14 protein-coding genes are annotated in these 17,954 nt (G+C 52.4%); 9 read left to right on the top strand and 5 right to left on the bottom strand.

Going from position 1 to position 17,954, the window contains the following annotated elements:
- Positions 1-2 precede the first annotated feature (2 nt).
- Positions 3-812, top strand: coding sequence for an invasion regulator SirB1 (gene sirB1 / locus GUC46_RS10655; RefSeq protein WP_003020775.1), 810 nt, complete (start codon positions 3-5; stop codon positions 810-812).
- Between the two features lie 35 nt (positions 813-847).
- Complete coding sequence (gene kdsA, locus GUC46_RS10660; RefSeq protein WP_003020772.1) at positions 848-1,702, top strand: 3-deoxy-8-phosphooctulonate synthase; 855 nt, start codon at positions 848-850, stop codon at positions 1,700-1,702.
- Positions 1,703-1,800: 98 nt separating this feature from the next.
- Here the strand turns inward: kdsA and chaA are convergent, their stop codons facing one another.
- Positions 1,801-2,901: a sodium-potassium/proton antiporter ChaA gene (gene chaA / locus GUC46_RS10665; RefSeq protein ID WP_003020769.1), complete on the bottom strand. Its 1,101-nt coding sequence runs from the start codon at positions 2,899-2,901 to the stop codon at positions 1,801-1,803.
- A 412-nt stretch (positions 2,902-3,313) separates the two neighbouring features.
- Between chaA and GUC46_RS10670 the strand changes: the two genes are divergently transcribed.
- On the top strand, positions 3,314-4,009 hold the full coding sequence (locus GUC46_RS10670; RefSeq protein ID WP_003020766.1) for a gamma-glutamylcyclotransferase: 696 nt from the start codon (positions 3,314-3,316) through the stop codon (positions 4,007-4,009).
- Between the two features lie 54 nt (positions 4,010-4,063).
- Here the strand turns inward: GUC46_RS10670 and GUC46_RS10675 are convergent, their stop codons facing one another.
- Both GUC46_RS10675 and GUC46_RS10680 read right to left on the bottom strand, forming a co-directional pair.
- Complete coding sequence (locus tag GUC46_RS10675) at positions 4,064-4,309, bottom strand: DUF1883 domain-containing protein (protein ID WP_003020763.1); 246 nt, start codon at positions 4,307-4,309, stop codon at positions 4,064-4,066.
- Between the two features lie 262 nt (positions 4,310-4,571).
- Positions 4,572-4,925 (bottom strand): DsrE/DsrF/TusD sulfur relay family protein, encoded by a 354-nt coding sequence (locus tag GUC46_RS10680; protein WP_003020761.1) that lies wholly within the window; start codon positions 4,923-4,925, stop codon positions 4,572-4,574.
- Between the two features lie 175 nt (positions 4,926-5,100).
- Here GUC46_RS10680 and GUC46_RS10685 point away from each other — a divergent pair, with 175 nt between their 5' ends.
- Positions 5,101-6,486, top strand: coding sequence for a YchO/YchP family invasin (locus tag GUC46_RS10685; RefSeq protein ID WP_044700186.1), 1,386 nt, complete (start codon positions 5,101-5,103; stop codon positions 6,484-6,486).
- A gap of 21 nt (positions 6,487-6,507) precedes the next feature.
- Here GUC46_RS10685 and narL read toward each other — a convergent pair whose 3' ends face one another.
- Together narL and narX are read right to left on the bottom strand one after the other, a co-directional pair.
- Positions 6,508-7,158 carry a two-component system response regulator NarL gene (gene narL, locus GUC46_RS10690; RefSeq protein WP_003020756.1) on the bottom strand — a complete coding sequence of 217 codons (651 nt, stop codon included), beginning with the start codon at positions 7,156-7,158 and terminating at the stop codon, positions 6,508-6,510.
- A complete protein-coding gene (gene narX / locus GUC46_RS10695; protein ID WP_003020754.1) occupies positions 7,151-8,947 on the bottom strand; it encodes a nitrate/nitrite two-component system sensor histidine kinase NarX in 1,797 nt (598 codons plus the stop codon). The genes narL and narX overlap by 8 nt, the downstream gene beginning before the upstream one ends.
- 340 nt (positions 8,948-9,287) lie before the next feature.
- Between narX and GUC46_RS10700 the strand changes: the two genes are divergently transcribed.
- The 5 genes from GUC46_RS10700 (at position 9,288) to narI (ending at position 17,856) form a co-directional block, all read left to right on the top strand.
- Positions 9,288-10,679, top strand: a complete 1,392-nt coding sequence (locus tag GUC46_RS10700) for a NarK family nitrate/nitrite MFS transporter (RefSeq protein WP_003020752.1) — start codon at positions 9,288-9,290, stop codon at positions 10,677-10,679.
- A gap of 514 nt (positions 10,680-11,193) precedes the next feature.
- Positions 11,194-14,937 carry a nitrate reductase subunit alpha gene (locus GUC46_RS10705; RefSeq protein WP_016150348.1) on the top strand — a complete coding sequence of 1,248 codons (3,744 nt, stop codon included), beginning with the start codon at positions 11,194-11,196 and terminating at the stop codon, positions 14,935-14,937.
- Positions 14,934-16,472, top strand: coding sequence for a nitrate reductase subunit beta (gene narH, locus GUC46_RS10710; protein WP_003020747.1), 1,539 nt, complete (start codon positions 14,934-14,936; stop codon positions 16,470-16,472). Before GUC46_RS10705 ends, narH begins: the two co-directional genes overlap by 4 nt.
- The gene (gene narJ / locus GUC46_RS10715; protein WP_003020745.1) at positions 16,469-17,179 is read left to right on the top strand and encodes a nitrate reductase molybdenum cofactor assembly chaperone; all 711 of its coding nucleotides are present in this window, start codon (positions 16,469-16,471) and stop codon (positions 17,177-17,179) included. Before narH ends, narJ begins: the two co-directional genes overlap by 4 nt.
- On the top strand, positions 17,179-17,856 hold the full coding sequence (gene narI, locus GUC46_RS10720) for a respiratory nitrate reductase subunit gamma (RefSeq protein WP_003020743.1): 678 nt from the start codon (positions 17,179-17,181) through the stop codon (positions 17,854-17,856). The genes narJ and narI overlap by 1 nt, the downstream gene beginning before the upstream one ends.
- Positions 17,857-17,954: the final 98 nt, after the last annotated feature.

Here is a 17,954-nt window from a genome sequence, read left to right on the forward strand (position 1 = left end):
GCATGAGGTCGTTAGCTGATTTCGAATTTAATAAAGCGCCATTGTGTGATGGGATGATCCTGGCGTCGGAGTCTATCCGTCTGGATTTTCCAACACAAACTGTGTATGACGAACTGGAACGTCTGGTTAGTCTGGCGCAAGAAGAAATTAGCCAGCTCCTGTCTCAGGATGAGCAACTGGAAAAACTGCTGGCACTTTTTTACGGCGAATGGGGGTTTACGGATACCCACGGCGTCTATCGTCTTTCTGATGCATTATGGCTTGACCAGGTACTGAAAAATCGTCAGGGCAGCGCCGTATCTCTGGGCGCTATCTTGTTGTGGATTGCCAACCGACTGGAGCTACCGCTGGTGCCGGTGATTTTCCCGACACAACTCATCCTGCGTATTGAATCGCTCGATGGCGAAATGTGGCTAATCAATCCGTTCAATGGCGAAACGTTAAATGAGCACACGCTGGAAGTGTGGCTGAAGGGGAATATCAGCCCGGTCGCGGAACTGTTTAACGAAGACCTGGATGAGGCGGATAATGCAGAAGTAATCCGCAAGCTGCTCGACACGCTGAAATCATCGCTGATGGAAGAGCGGCAAATGGAGCTGGCGCTGCGTGCCAGCGAAGCACTATTACAGTTTAATCCTGAAGATCCGTATGAAATACGCGATCGTGGATTAATCTACGCGCAGCTTGAGTGTGAACATGTTGCGCTGACCGATTTAAGTTATTTCGTTGAGCAGTGTCCGGAAGACCCGATCAGCGAAATGATTCGTGCGCAGATTAATACTATTTCGCACAAGCAAATTGTATTGCATTGATTAATGACACTTTACCTACCGTTTAAGGCGATCCTATGAAACAAAAAGTGGTTAGCATTGGCGACATCAACGTGGCAAATGACCTGCCGTTCGTGCTGTTTGGCGGAATGAACGTGCTGGAATCCCGCGATCTGGCGATGCGCATTTGTGAGCACTACGTAACCGTTACTCAAAAGCTGGGTATCCCTTACGTGTTCAAAGCCTCCTTTGATAAAGCCAACCGTTCTTCCATCCACTCTTACCGTGGACCGGGCCTTGAAGAAGGGATGAAAATCTTCCAGGAACTGAAGCAGACTTTTGGCGTAAAAGTGATCACCGACGTTCACGAAGCCAGCCAGGCGCAGCCTGTTGCTGACGTGGTGGATGTGATTCAGCTGCCGGCATTCCTCGCGCGTCAGACCGATCTGGTGGAAGCGATGGCGAAAACCGGTGCCGTTATCAACGTGAAGAAACCGCAGTTCGTAAGCCCTGGCCAGATGGGCAATATCGTGGATAAATTCCATGAAGGTGGTAACGATAAGGTTATTCTGTGCGACCGTGGCGCGAACTTTGGTTATGACAACCTGGTTGTAGACATGCTGGGCTTCAGCGTGATGAAGAAAGTCTCCGGCAACTCACCGGTGATTTTTGACGTTACCCATGCGCTGCAATGCCGTGATCCGTTTGGCGCAGCAAGCGGCGGTCGTCGTGCGCAGGTTACCGAACTGGCTCGCGCCGGTATGGCGGTAGGTCTGGCGGGTCTGTTTATTGAAGCGCATCCGGATCCAGCCAATGCGAAATGCGATGGCCCATCCGCGCTGCCGCTGGCAAAACTGGAACAGTTCCTGACGCAGATTAAAGCGATTGATGACCTGGTGAAAAGCTTCGACGAGCTGGATACTGAGAACTAATTCATTTTGTGTGCCTGATAGAGCTTGCGCTTATCAGGTATACGAAAGGAAATAAGAAGCCGGACCCGACAAGTTATGTCGGTGTCCGGCTTTTTTCATCAGGCAAATATCGTCATCAGATAGGCGATAAACAGCGCCAGATGTGCCGCACCGTTAAGCACATTGGTGCGTCCGGTGGAAAAAGAGATATGGCACAGTACCAGTGAAGAAACCATCACAATCATCTCTGGCGCGCCCAGCGCAAACACCAAATCATTCCCGGTTGCCCATGCGATCAGCGTCACCACTGGTACGGTTAGTGAAATAGTGGCTAATACTGAACCGAAGAACAAATTCATCGCCCGCTGTACCTGATTGCTCAGAACCGCTTTCAGCGCGCCCAGCCCTTCAGGAGAGAGGATGAGTAACGCAACCAGGAAACCGGTAAAGGCCACTGGGGCATTCAGTTCAGTCAGCAAGGTCTCCAGTGGGCTGGCGTTCATCTTGGTTACGGCAATAACGGCGATCAGATGAATGATAAGCCAGGCGGCGTGCCACATATTGCTGTGTGCTGATGGCTTGCCGTGATGCGGGTCGTCATCGTCGCCTTCATCTTCATGCTCGTAAATGAACAGGCTTTGGTGCGTTTTGGTTTGAATCAGTAAAAATACGCCGTACATCGCTGCAGAAATTAATGCTACCAGCAGCGCCTGGGCGGTAGTGAAATTCGCTCCCGGTAAAGCCATTGGGAACACCAGTACAATAATGGCCAGTGGGAACAGGGCAATTAAATACTGTTTAATACCAAACAGATTCATATACTGAGTAGCAAATTTACGGCCACCCAACAGTAATGAAAAACCGACCAGACCGCCGGTGACGATCATAATGATTGAGTACAACGTGTCGCGCATGAGCGTAGGTGCAGCATCACCGGTCGCCATTAATGCGGAGATTAAGCTGACTTCGAGAATAACGACGGACAGGCTGAGGATCAGTGACCCGTAGGGTTCGCCAAGTCGATGTGCTAATACATCCGCATGACGGACAACGCTGAATGCGCTGCTTAATATACCAATAAGGGCCAGCGCATTAATACCGATGACCACTGGTAGTGACTGACTGCTCCCCCAGAAGAACAGGACTACCAGCGCCAAAATCGGGAAGACGAGAGAGGTCTCCTTGTGGCGGGTTTTTACCGCCTCATGTACTTGTGTCATTGAACTAATTCTCCATCTCTGCAGGTATTTATAATTATAAAAGTATTAAAGAATGTAAAAAATAACAGATCTTTCGGTATTTCCGATCTAGTTTTACGTAATTTTACGGCATGGACCAATTTTTGCATCCAAGCGGATAAAATTGCATATCTTGTTTATAGAGTATTTAAATAACAAAGCATTAGATTTTAACGCCAACAAAAATTGCTGATACTACTGATACTACTGATACAAATGATAGTGCAGAGCTTAGCAACGCGAGAGGATATAAAGTGCCGTTGACGCTTTGTTGCCTTGCAAGCTAGCGGCGAATTGCCTATTGTCCAGCTATTGGTTTCAAAATGAGCAGTAAAAAAGCCCGGAAGGCGTCAAAAAAGTTGTCGCAGGGAAGCAGCAGTGGCGGAGGTGTAAGGTGTTAACGCGTGATTTTTTATTGAATGCCGACTGTAAGACGGCATTTGGTGCTATTGAAGAATCACTACTCTGGTCAGCGGAACAACGGGCAGCCTCACTGGCGGCCACGCTTGCTTGCCGACCCGATGATGGACCGGTGTGGATCTTCGGTTATGGATCGTTGATGTGGAATCCGGCCTTAGAGTTTGATGAGTCCTGTACCGGGACGTTAGTTGGCTGGCACCGTGCTTTTTGCCTGCGCCTGACGGCGGGGCGAGGAACGGCGGGTCAGCCAGGACGCATGTTGGCCTTGAAAGAGGGCGGACGCACTACCGGTGTAGCCTACCGCTTACCTAACGCATCGCTCGAACAAGAGCTTTCTTTACTGTGGAAGCGTGAAATGATCACCGGATGCTATCTGCCCACCTGGTGCCAGTTGGCGCTGGATGATGGTCGGACGGTGAACGCGCTGGTCTTTATTATGGATCCTCGCCACCCGCTGTTTGAGTCAGACACGCGCGCGCAGGTGATTGCGCCGCTTATCGCTGCGGCGAGCGGACCTTTAGGCACCAACGCCCAGTATTTGTTCTCGCTGGAACAAGAGCTGGTCAAGTTGGGGATGCAGGATGACTGTCTTAACGATCTGGTGATCACGGTCAAACGATTGTTGGGAGAGAATCTGCCGGAAGGCGTTATGCGGCCAGGGTTTGCCTGAATCCAGCCGGGAACTGAATGCCCGAAAGCCAGGCGCTTTTCGGGCAATTAACGCTTAGGCTGCAATATAACTTATTGAATGCTCTAGCGACTGGCTGTGGCTGTCGATCAGCACATTCCAGATGCCGGTGTAGGGCACGGTCAACCATGCGTTATCACGATCCTGCACGCTTAAGATGTCGGACTGCGTGTCTTTGACGTGATTTTTCTCGCTCATCAGATGGATGTGACAGCGCTCGGAACAGCGCACAACCACCGTATCGCCACCAAATAACTTTAAACTTGCCTTCACTAATGCCATTTTTCACCCCGTTCTTGAAAACAACGTACTTTCTGTCGAAAGTGCTGCGTGATGTTGTTCACATTTCACTCATTGCATAACACCAAAGGGGGAGCAACGGGATGCTGATTTTGATCAAAAAATGGCATAACGATTAAACAAAAGTGACAAAATCCCTCAAAAGGATTGAAAGGGCGTGCTAACGTTCAACGAAACCGCGCCCATCTACGATTAAATCCGGAAATTATCGACACTTTCAGTGTGCTTGCCTGAAAGCGGTGTATCAGAAGGTCAGCACTTTATCTGCAGCCAGCGTCCATTGAGCCAGTTCAACCAGCGTGCCGACGGCTACTCCGTCAATTAACGGCAGCGTGGTGATTCCACGGCCATCGGTGCAGGTTTTGCACAGTTTGACCGGCACATTTTGCGCCGTCAGAATCTCCAGCATTTGCTGAATATTGTATCCTTCCGCGGGTTTTTGACCACGCAATCCCGCGGTTACCGCGTCCGACATTAAAAACAAACGCAGATCGAGATCCCCTTCCTGCTCGCGCAAGGCGATAGCCAGACGTAGGCTGTTAAATAACGATTCGCTTCCATAGGCTGCACCGTTCGCGACGATCACTATCTTTTGCATTTTTACTCCTTTTGCTGCATGTGAGCGTTAAAAACTGACACGTATGTTACACCTATTTCTAGATGCCAGGATAATGCCGAAAAAGGAAGGAAGGGCTGAAAATCAATACTGAAGACGTTATGGTTTAAGATAAGTATGCCGCTGTGGCTAATAGATATAAGAAACCACTAACGATTTGAGCCGTAATATTTATTTATCTCTCGCTGTATTTGCACTCTTGCCGTTGGCAGGCGGTACTGCCAGCGCGCAATCGTCATTTATTCACCAGGCGGAAAACCCTTTCGATAACAATAGTGATGGCTTGCCCGATCTTGGTATGGCGCCGGAGTCGCGGGCAGGCGAAAAGCACTTTGCCGAAATGGTCAAAGCGTTTGGTGAAGCCAGCATGACCGATAACGGGCTTGATACCGGTGAACAGGCGAAGCAGTTTGCGTTTGGCCAGGTGCGCGACAGGGTCAGCGAACAGGTGAATCAGCAACTGGAATCCTGGCTCTCTCCCTGGGGAAACGCCAGCGTCGGGTTGCAGGTGGATAACGAAGGCAGCTTTACCGGGAGTCGGGGAAGTTGGTTTATCCCGTGGCAGGACAATCAACGTTATCTCACATGGAGCCAGTTGGGGCTGACGCAACAGGACGGAGGCCTGGTCAGTAATGCGGGGATTGGGCAGCGCTGGGTTCGTGACGGTTGGTTACTGGGTTACAACACCTTTTATGACAACCTGCTGGATGAGAATCTGCCTCGGGGAGGCGTGGGGGCAGAGGCGTGGGGTGAATACCTCCGTTTATCTGCTAATTACTATCAACCGTTGTCCTCCTGGCAGGATCGTTTTGCAACTCAAGAACAACGGATGGCCCGGGGATACGACCTGACCGCGCAAATGCGCATGCCGTTCTATCAACATCTTAATACCAGCGTCAGCGTGGAGCAGTATTTTGGTGACCAGGTGGATCTGTTTCATTCCGGAACCGGGTACCACAATCCTGTGGCGGTGAATCTGGGATTGAGCTATACGCCGGTGCCGCTGATCACCGTGACAGCACAGCATAAGCAGGGTGAAAATGGCGTCAGTCAGAATAACCTCGGATTAACGCTAAATTATCGTTTTGGTGTGCCGCTAAAAAAACAGCTGATGGTAAGCGAGGTGGCAAACAGCCGATCGCTGCGCGGCAGTCGTTATGACGATCCACAACGTAACAATCTGCCGACGCTGGAGTATCGCCAGCGTAAAACACTGTCGGTATTTTTGGCCACGCCACCCTGGGATCTCAAGCCTGGTGAGACGGTGGCGTTGAAGGTGCAGGTGCGTAGTTTGCATGGGATCCGTCGTCTGGCATGGCAAGGTGATACTCAGGCGTTGAGCTTAACGGCGGGCAGCAATAGCCGAAGCGCTCAGGGTTGGACGATTATTATGCCGAAGTGGGACAACAGAGAAGGTGCGACAAACCGCTGGCGGTTGTCTGTGGTGGTAGAAGATGAGCAGGGCCAGCGTGTCTCTTCCAATGAGATCACGCTATCACTGACCGAACCGTTTATTACCGTTTCGGAAAATGATCCTCGTTAACAATGACGCATGAGCGCGTTATCAGAAAATGCGTTCCTGGTGCACCCATACCGCGGCTTCAACGCGTGATTTGAGCTTCATTTTCTTCAGCATATGCTTCACGTGAACTTTTACTGTGCTTTCGGTGATGTCGAGGCGGCGGGCGATCATCTTATTAGGCAGACCCTGGGCGATGAGTTTAAGAATATCGCGTTCGCGCGGCGTCAGTTGAGTAACATCACGGTCGGACGTTGCGCGATTGGCGCGCAGGCTGGCGGCCAGAACCGGGGTTAAGGCTTCGCTCAGCACCATTTCACCAGCCGCAGCCTGCTGCAATGCTTTCAGTAAATCTTCCGGCTCCATATCTTTCAGCAGGTAACCGTCGGCACCACGCTTCAGTGCGGTAACCACATCTTCTTCATGATTGGATACGCTAAACACAACGATGCGGCCCGACAGTGATTTTTCACGCAGCTTATCGAGGGTTTCCAGACCGTTCATGCCGGGCATGTTGAGATCAAGCAGGATCAGATCGGGATCAAGGGATTCAGCCAGCTCGATACCCTGCTCACCATTGCTGGCTTCGCCGACAACGGTAATATCGGGCGCCATGCTGACAAGCTGTTTTACACCGGTTCTCAGCATCGGATGATCGTCGATCAACAGGATAGTTGCCGGTTCCAGATTACTCATGGGTATCTCCTTGGACTTCTGTGAAGTTTGTTTCGGGAATAAAAGTGACAGCAACTTCAGTACCGCCCGTCTCGCGACGGCGTACGCGGCAATCGCCGCGCAAGCTCTGCGCGCGGTCGCGCATTATTATCATGCCGTAGTGGTTACTGCGTTCGGCGTTTTCCGGTACGCCGCAGCCGTTATCTTGCACTGTCAGTTTGACCTGCTTGCCATTTTGCACCACCGTCACGACCACTTCATTGGCCTGAGAGTGTTTAAGTGCGTTGCTCAGGGCTTCGCGCGCAATTTGTAGTAGGTGAATCGCCTGATGCGAAGGGACCAGGCGTGGCGGTAGCTGGTAATCCAGCTTAACCGTAAATCCAAAACGGGCGCTGTACTCCTGACAGCTGGCTTCCAGCGCCGGTCGTAATCCAGGTTCCGTGAGCTGTAAACGGAAGGTGGTTAACAGTTCTCGTAGTTGTGCCCATGAAGCATTTAGCTCGTTACGAATCTGGCTGAGCAACTCGCGACAGTTATCTGAAAGCGCATCGCCCTGCATCTGTAAACAGCTAACCTGCATCTTCATACAAGAGAGCGATTGTGCAATGGAATCATGAAGTTCGCGCGCAATGGTGGCACGCTCTTCCATCACAATCAACTGCTGTTGACGCTCCTGATGCCTGTCGAGCGCAAGCGTTGCGGTCAGTTGCTCAACCAGAGTATCAACCAGCTGCTGCTGATCGTGGCTGAGATGGCGTCCGTTCGGCAAGGTGGCGAGCAGAATACCATACTGGGTATGCGCATCGGTCAGCCGCCATTTCAATGTAATCCCGCCGTCAATCGCGGGCAGCGTTCCGCGAGGACACAGATGGCAACCTTTCTCATCACAGCTGGCATTTGACTGACAGGTAAATTCCTGATGATTGTCTTCATCTTCCAGGTCGTAAACCCGGAGCTCAATATCATGCAGCAAGGTCAAATTTTGCAAACCATTCAGTACCGGAGAGAGGCGTTCGCACAACGGCACCTGAGAATGCAGGCGGCGGTTAGCTTGCCACAGAAAAGAAAGAATCTGATTTTTGTGCTCCAGCCCCGCCGTTTTCTCCTGTACTCGCTGTTCCAGCACAGCGTAACTTTCGGCCAGTTCTTCCGACATATTATTTAGCGCCGAGCCCAAAGCCGCCATCTCATTACGACCGCTGATATGCGCGCGTTGGGTAAAATCACGCTGGCTGACGGCTCGCGCCATCGACAGCAGCTGTTTCCACGGTTCTAACAGGCGCACGCGCAGCCAGATAATGGTGAAAACCAGCAGCAATGCCATAAATACGGCCATCAGGCGATGCAGCAGGACGACGCGTTCAATGCGTAATTCGGTGGTATGGTCAAAGGCGGTAACCAATTTATCCAGTCCGCCCACAAAGCGCGTCACATCCTGCGCTACCGCATCAGGCGTTTGCGCATGCGCAAGTCCCGGCGCAAGTTCAGTGTGCCAGTAATCCTGTAATGCTTTTAACTGCGCCTGTTGTCCGTCTCGCTTTGCGGCACGCGTTAACTCCGGGCTAAACGCCGTTTGCTCCATTTCATCCAGCAGCGGTTGATCGCTAGCGTCCAGCGGTACGGCTGCCAGCAGGCGATAACTCTGCATGCGCAGCGATCCCGCTTTGTTGATTGCATGGGCGCTACCCTGAACGCCCTGAACCAGCCAGCCGGAGACAGCCATACCCGCCACGCCGATGGCTGTGGACAATAAAACAATCAGCGCCACCTGGTTGACCAGCGTAAGCGGGGAGAGACAACGTTTAAACATGGTGACTTGTTCCTTCGGGTTTTCGTCGAACAGAAAACCTTATTGAATGACGATTCTGCTGCAGGCAGTGGCGTTATTCTCGGCGATACACTGGAGTATACCCATACCTCAAACGGGCTACCTCTTAATTGCCAGTGGAGGGAGAGATCCTGGGCGAGGGGGAGTAGGGGGCGACAGAAGCGTGAAAAACCACATCTTTTTTACCGAAGTTATGTACTCATTAAGGGTAATAATAAATTTTAGGCATGAATAATGACACCTTTTCCTTTGATTTATATCAACTTACCTCCAGCTGTAAACCCTAATGTTGCAGGCATCGAAACAAGTATCAGAGGTGTCTATGAGTCACTCATCTGCCCCGGAAAGGGCATCTGGAGCTGTAATTACCGAATGGCGACCGGAAGATCCCGCCTTCTGGCAGCAGCGTGGTCAACGAATCGCCAGCCGTAACCTGTGGATTTCCGTCCCTTGTTTGCTGCTGGCGTTTTGCGTGTGGATGTTATTTAGCGCCGTGGCGGTGAACTTACCGAAAGTCGGATTTGATTTCACCACTGAACAGCTGTTCATGCTGACGGCATTACCTTCGGTGTCCGGCGCGCTGCTGCGTGTTCCGTACTCCTTTATGGTCCCCCTGTTTGGTGGACGTCGCTGGACGGCATTTAGCACCGGCATCCTGATCATTCCTTGCGTATGGTTAGGTTTTGCGGTGCAGGATACCTCCACGCCGTTTAGTACCTTTATTATTATCTCCCTGCTGTGCGGCTTCGCTGGTGCGAACTTTGCGTCCAGTATGGCAAACATCAGCTTCTTCTTTCCAAAACAGAAACAGGGCGGCGCGCTGGGTCTGAACGGTGGCCTGGGCAACATGGGCGTCAGCGTGATGCAGTTGGTCGCGCCGCTGGTGGTTTCATTGTCAATCTTTGCCGCATTTGGTAGCCACGGGGTTGAACAACCGGATGGCACGCAGCTGTATCTGGCAAACGCTGCATGGATTTGGGTGCCGTTCCTCGCTATTTTCACGCTGGCAGCATGGTTCGGTATGAACGAACTAGCAACCTCCAAAGCCTCGCTGAAAGAGCAATTGCCGGTGCTGAAACGCGGGCATTTGTGGATTATGAGCCTGCTGTATCTGGCGACCTTCGGTTCCTTTATCGGTTTCTCTGCCGGTTTCGCGATGCTGTCAAAAACGCAGTTCCCTGAGGTGCAGATCCTGCATTACGCCTTCTTTGGCCCGTTCATTGGTGCGCTGGCGCGTTCTGCGGGCGGCGCAATCTCTGACCGTCTGGGCGGGACCCGCGTCACGCTGGTGAACTTCATTCTGATGGCTATTTTCAGTGCCTTACTGTTCCTGACGCTGCCATCAAACGGTGTCGGCGGCAACTTTATCGCCTTCTTTGCGGTATTCCTGGCATTGTTCCTGACGGCTGGTCTGGGGAGTGGTTCAACCTTCCAGATGATCTCTGTAATCTTTCGCAAACTGACGATGGACAGAGTAAAAGCTGAAGGTGGTTCAGAGGAGAAAGCGATGCGCGAGGCGGCAACCGATACGGCGGCAGCGTTGGGTTTTATCTCTGCTATTGGTGCGATCGGCGGCTTCTTTATCCCGAAAGCATTTGGCACGTCCCTGGCATTAACCGGTTCTCCGGTCGGTGCGATGAAAGTATTTCTGATCTTCTATGTCGCTTGTGTGGTTATCACCTGGGCGGTATACGGACGTCATTCTAAAAAGTAAAAAAGTGGTATACACAAAATCATTCTAACTGCATCAAGGCGACAAGTGAGAAATCCCCAGGAGCTAACAGAAGTAAGTGACTGGGGAGAACGAGCGCAGCCAACGCGAAGCAGTTTGAAGGATGAAGTGTAAGTTGATTATCCATTGCGCGGTGTTAGACCGCGCTTTTTTTTGTCTGTAATTAGTTACAACATACTTTTGTATTGTGGCATGACAACAGCCTGTGAGAACGGCGTACGCAACATGCTAAGCAGGGGGGATACCCCTTAATACCCACTTATAAAGAATTTAACATTTGCATGATAATTGAATTATTAAAAATCCTTTAAATTCAATTCATTACGTTAAATATCAATATCCCACTTTGGGGGTATGTAAAAACCAACCCTCATTTTTCATCCCTGCCTGCCTTGATCGTTATCAATTCTCACGCCCTTTCAGAGCGTTACCTTCGCTCTCAATCAAGCAATGTCGATTTATCAGAGAGCCGTCAGGCTCCTACAGGAGAAAACCGATGAGTAAATTCCTGGACCGGTTTCGCTACTTCAAGCAGAAGGGCGAAACCTTTGCCGATGGGCATGGCCAGCTTCTCAATACCAACAGGGACTGGGAGGACGGATACCGCCAGCGTTGGCAGCATGACAAAATCGTGCGTTCAACCCACGGGGTAAACTGCACTGGCTCATGCAGCTGGAAAATCTATGTGAAAAATGGTCTGGTGACCTGGGAAACCCAGCAAACCGATTATCCGCGTACCCGTCCGGACCTGCCAAACCACGAGCCTCGTGGTTGCCCTCGTGGTGCAAGCTATTCCTGGTATCTCTACAGCGCTAACCGTCTGAAATACCCGCTGATGCGCAAACGCCTGATGAAAATGTGGCGTGAAGCGAAAAGACTGCACAGCGATCCGGTAGACGCATGGGCCTCCATCATCGAAGACGCCGATAAAGCAAAAAGCTTCAAACAAGCGCGTGGTCGTGGTGGTTTCGTGCGTTCTTCCTGGCAGGAAGTGAATGAGCTGATTGCCGCTTCTAACGTTTACACCGTTAAAACCTACGGTCCTGACCGCGTGGCGGGCTTCTCGCCGATCCCTGCGATGTCGATGGTTTCCTACGCCTCCGGTGCACGATATCTGTCGCTGATTGGCGGCACCTGCCTGAGCTTCTACGATTGGTACTGTGACTTGCCGCCTGCGTCTCCGCAGACCTGGGGTGAGCAGACTGACGTTCCGGAATCTGCCGACTGGTATAACTCCAGTTACATTATCGCCTGGGGTTCAAACGTTCCGCAGACCCGTACCCCAGATGCGCACTTCTTCACGGAAGTTCGCTACAAAGGGACTAAAACGGTCGCCATCACCCCGGATTACGCTGAAATCGCTAAACTCTGCGATCTGTGGCTGGCTCCGAAGCAGGGCACCGATGCCGCAATGGCGCTGGCAATGGGTCACGTCATGCTGCGCGAGTTCCACCTTGATAACCCGAGCCAATACTTCACCGACTACGTGCGTCGTTACACCGACTTCCCGATGCTGGTGATGCTCGAAGAGCGTGACGGGTATTATGCGGCGGGTCGTATGCTGCGTGCCGCCGATCTGGTTGACTCCCTGGGTCAGGAAAATAATCCAGAGTGGAAAACTGTTGCCATCAATACCGACGGCGAAATGGTTGCGCCAAACGGTTCAATTGGTTTCCGCTGGGGTGAAAAAGGTAAATGGAACCTTGAGCAGCGCGACGGCACGTCCGGTAACGAAACCGAACTGCAGCTCAGCCTGTTGGGCAGCCAGGACGACATCGCTGAAGTCGGCTTCCCGTATTTTGGCGGCGAAGGCACCGAGCACTTTAGCAAAGTTGAACTGGAAAATGTTCTGCTGCACAAACTGCCGGTAAAACGCCTGCAACTGGCAGATGGCAGCACCGCGCTGGTGACCACCGTTTACGATCTGACCATGGCCAACTACGGTCTGGAACGCGGTCTGAACGATGAAAACTGCGCCTCCAGCTACGACGATATCAAAGCGTATACTCCGGCATGGGCAGAGAAAATCACTGGCGTATCGCGCGCTCAGATCGTGCGTATTGCCCGTGAATTTGCCGATAACGCAGATAAAACGCACGGCCGCTCAATGATTATTGTCGGCGCGGGTCTGAACCACTGGTATCACCTCGATATGAACTATCGTGGGCTTATCAACATGCTGGTGTTCTGTGGTTGCGTCGGCCAGAGCGGCGGCGGTTGGGCCCACTATGTGGGTCAGGAAAAACTGCGTCCGCAGACCGGTTGGCAGCCGCTGGCGTTTGGCCTTGACTGGCAGCGTCCGGCGCGTCATATGAACAGTACGTCCTACTTCTATAACCACTCCAGCCAATGGCGCTATGAGACGGTTACGGCACAGGAACTGCTGTCCCCGATGGCAGACAAATCCCGCTATAGTGGCCATTTGATTGACTTTAATGTTCGCGCTGAACGTATGGGCTGGTTGCCATCTGCGCCGCAATTGGGTACTAACCCGCTGTACATTGCGCGTGAGGCGGAAAAAGTCGGGATGACACCGGTGGATTACACCGTTAAATCTCTGAAGGAAGGTTCTATTCGCTTTGCGGCTGAACAACCAGAGAACGGTAAAAACCATCCGCGTAACCTGTTTATCTGGCGTTCTAACCTGCTCGGCTCTTCCGGTAAAGGCCACGAGTACATGCTGAAGTATCTGCTGGGTACTGAACATGGTATTCAGGGGCTGGATCTGGGTAAACAGGGGGGCGTGAAGCCAGAAGAAGTGGAATGGCAGGATAACGGACTGGACGGCAAGCTGGATCTGGTCGTCACCCTGGACTTCCGTCTGTCGAGCACCTGTCTGTACTCCGACATCGTGCTGCCGACCGCCACCTGGTATGAAAAAGACGATATGAATACTTCGGATATGCATCCGTTTATTCACCCGTTGTCTGCCGCCGTTGACCCAGCCTGGGAATCGAAGAGCGACTGGGAAATCTACAAGGCTATCGCCAAGAAATTCTCTGAAGTTTGCGTGGGTCACCTTGGCAAAGAAACCGACGTAGTGACGCTGCCTATTCAGCACGACTCGGCCGCCGAACTGGCGCAGCCGTTGGATGTTAAAGACTGGAAGAAAGGCGAATGCGATCTGATTCCAGGCGTTACCGCGCCGCACATCATGACAGTTGAGCGTGATTATCCGGCAACCTACGAACGCTTCACGTCCATCGGCCCACTGATGGATAAAGTCGGTAACGGCGGGAAAGGGATTGCCTGGAATACCCAGAGCGAAATGGATCTGCTGCGCAAGCTCAATTACACCAAGGCTGAAGGCCCGGCAAAAGGCCAGCCGATGCTGAATACGGCGATTGATGCCGCTGAGATGATCCTCACCCTGGCACCGGAAACCAACGGTCAGGTGGCGGTGAAAGCCTGGGCTGCGCTGAGTGAATTTACCGGCCGTGACCATACGCATCTGGCGCTGAATAAAGAAGACGAGAAAATCCGCTTCCGCGATATTCAGGCGCAGCCGCGCAAAATTATCTCCAGCCCGACCTGGTCAGGACTGGAAGATGAACATGTTTCTTACAACGCCGGTTACACCAACGTTCACGAGCTGATCCCATGGCGTACGCTGACTGGTCGCCAGCAGCTGTATCAGGATCATCAGTGGATGCGAGACTTCGGTGAAAGCCTGCTGGTTTACCGCCCACCAATTGATACTCGTTCGGTGAAAGAGGTGATGGGCGAGAAATCAAATGGTAACCCAGAAAAAGCGCTCAACTTCCTGACGCCACACCAGAAGTGGGGTATCCACTCCACCTACAGCGATAACCTGCTGATGCTGACGTTAGGTCGCGGCGGTCCGATCGTGTGGATGAGCGAAGCGGATGCGAAAGATCTGGGTATCGAGGATAACGACTGGATCGAAGTCTTTAACAGTAACGGGGCACTCACCGCTCGTGCGGTTGTGAGTCAACGTGTCCCGGCCGGGATGACCATGATGTACCACGCCCAGGAACGTATTGTGAATATTCCGGGGTCGGAGATTACCGAGCAGCGCGGCGGGATCCATAACTCGGTGACCCGTATCACACCGAAACCGACGCACATGATTGGTGGTTATGCCCACCTGGCCTACGGCTTTAACTACTACGGCACCGTAGGTTCGAACCGTGATGAGTTCGTGGTGGTTCGTAAGATGAAGAACATTGACTGGTTGGATGGCGAAGGCAATGACCAGGTACAGGAGAGCGTAAAATGAAAATTCGTTCACAAGTCGGCATGGTGCTGAATCTCGATAAGTGCATCGGTTGCCACACCTGTTCAGTAACCTGTAAAAACGTCTGGACCAGCCGTGAAGGTGCGGAGTATGCCTGGTTTAACAACGTTGAAACCAAACCGGGTACTGGCTTCCCAACTGATTGGGAAAACCAGGAAAAATGGAAGGGCGGTTGGATCCGTAAAATCAACGGTAAGCTGGTGCCGCGCATGGGTAACAAAGCGCTGCTGCTGGGTAAAATTTTTGCTAACCCGCATTTGCCAGGTATTGATGACTACTACGAACCGTTTGACTTCGATTACCAGACTCTGCACAACACCCCGGCAGACAGCAAAGCGCAGCCGATTGCCCGTCCGCGCTCGCTGATCACCGGTCAGCGTATGGATAAAATCACCAAAGGTCCGAACTGGGAAGATGACCTCGGCGGTGAGTTCGAGAAGCTGGCGAAAGACAAAAATTTCGAGAACATGCAGAAGGCGATGTACGGTCAGTTCGAAAACACCTTCATGATGTATTTGCCGCGTCTGTGCGAGCACTGCCTTAATCCGGCGTGCGTGGCGACTTGCCCGAGCGGTGCCATTTACAAGCGTGAAGAAGATGGCATCGTGCTGATCGATCAGGACAAATGCCGCGGCTGGCGTATGTGCATCACCGGTTGCCCGTATAAAAAAATCTACTTCAACTGGAAGAGCGGTAAGTCAGAGAAGTGCATTTTCTGCTATCCACGTATCGAAGCCGGTCAGCCGACCGTGTGCTCCGAAACCTGCGTCGGTCGTATCCGTTACCTCGGCGTACTGCTGTATGACGCGGATGCGATTGAAAGCGCGGCAAGCACCGAGCATGAGAAAGATCTGTACCAGCGTCAACTGGACGTGTTCCTCGATCCGAACGATCCGGCTGTTATTGAACAGGCGCTGAAAGATGGTATTCCGCTGAGCGTTATCGATGCCGCACAGCAGTCTCCGGTTTATAAAATGGCGATGGACTGGAAGTTGGCGCTGCCGCTGCATCCGGAATACCGCACATTGCCGATGGTTTGGTACGTGCCGCCATTGTCACCGATTCAGTCTGCCGCCGATGCGGGCGAGCTGGGCAGCAACGGTATTCTGCCGGACGTTGACAGTCTGCGTATCCCGGTTCAGTACCTGGCGAACCTGCTGACCGCAGGCGATACTCAGCCGGTGCTGTTGGCGCTGAAACGTATGCTGGCAATGCGTCACTACAAACGTACGGAAACCGTTGACGGTAAAGTCGATACCCGTGCGCTGGAAGAGGTGGGCTTGAGCGAAGCGCAGGCACAGGAAATGTATCGTTATCTGGCGATCGCGAACTACGAAGATCGTTTCGTGGTACCGAGCAGCCATCGTGAACTGGCGCGTGACGCGTTCCCGGAGAAAAGCGGTTGTGGCTTTACCTTCGGTGACGGTTGCCACGGTTCTGATACTAAATTCAATCTGTTCAACAGCCGCCGCATCGACGCTGTCGATGTGACCAGCAAAACGGAGCCGCACCAATGATTGAACTCGTCATTGTTTCGCGTTTGCTCGAGTACCCGGATGCTGCCCTGTGGCAGCATCAGCAGGAGCTTTTCGATGCACTCGCGTCATCTGAGAACCTGGATAAAGAGGATGCCCAGACTCTGGGCGTTTTCCTGCGCGATCTAATCGCGCAAGACGTGCTGGATGTGCAGGCAAGTTACAGCGAACTGTTTGATCGTGGCCGTGCCACCTCGCTGCTGCTGTTTGAACATGTACACGGTGAATCCCGCGATCGCGGTCAGGCGATGGTTGACCTGATGGCACAGTATGAACAGCACGGTTTGCAGCTCGACAGCCGCGAACTTCCCGATCATCTGCCGTTGTATCTGGAATATCTTGCGCAACTGCCGAAAAGCGAAGCGCTAGGTGGCTTGCAGGATATCGCGCCGATTCTGGCTTTGCTCAGCGCTCGTTTGCAGCAGCGTGGAAGCCGTTATGCAGTACTGTTCGATTTGCTGTTAAAACTGGCGAATACCGTTATCGACAGCGATAAAGTGGCTGAAAAAATTGCGGATGAAGCCCGTGATGATACCCCACAAGCGCTGGATGCGGTCTGGGAAGAAGAGCAGGTAAAATTCTTCGCCGATCAGGGGTGTGGCGAGTCGGAAATCTCCGCTCACCAGCGTCGTTTTGCCGGGGCCGTTGCGCCGCAGTATCTGAATATCACCACCGGAGGACAGCACTAATGCACTTCCTGAATACGTTCTTCTTTGACATCTATCCGTACATCGCGGGTTCTGTCTTTCTGATCGGCAGTTGGCTGCGTTATGACTACGGGCAGTATACGTGGCGTGCGGCCTCCAGTCAGATGTTGGATCGCAAAGGGATGAACCTGGCGTCAAACCTGTTTCACATCGGGATCCTGGGGATTTTTGCCGGGCACTTCTTGGGTATGTTAACGCCGCACTGGATGTATGAAGCGTGGCTGCCGCTTGAAGTGAAACAAAAGATGGCGATGTTCGCAGGTGGCGCCAGCGGCGTAATGTGTCTGATTGGCGGTGTACTGCTGCTGAAACGTCGTTTGTTCAGCCCACGAGTGCGGGCCACCACCACCGGAGCGGATATTCTGATCCTCTCTCTGTTGGTTATCCAGTGTGCGCTGGGTCTGCTGACCATTCCGTTCTCCGCCCAGCATATGGACGGCAGCGAGATGATGAAGCTGGTGAACTGGGCGCAGACAGTGGTGACCTTCCATGGCGGAGCGTCTCAGTATCTGGATGGCGTCGCATTTATTTTCCGTGTGCACCTTGTGCTGGGTATGACGCTGTTCCTGTTGTTCCCATTCTCGCGTCTGGTACACATCTGGAGCGTCCCGGTCGAATATCTGACACGCAAATACCAGATTGTTCGTGCACGTCACTAATCGTATTTCTGTGAAAGATAAACCCTGCTTCGGCGGGGTTTTTTTATGCCTGTTTGCCGGATGGCGGCGCAAGCGCCTTATCCAGCCTACGCAGGTTT

The organism is Citrobacter sp. LUTT5 (assembly GCF_009905315.1).
Taxonomy (GTDB): Bacteria; Pseudomonadota; Gammaproteobacteria; order Enterobacterales; family Enterobacteriaceae; genus Citrobacter; species Citrobacter freundii.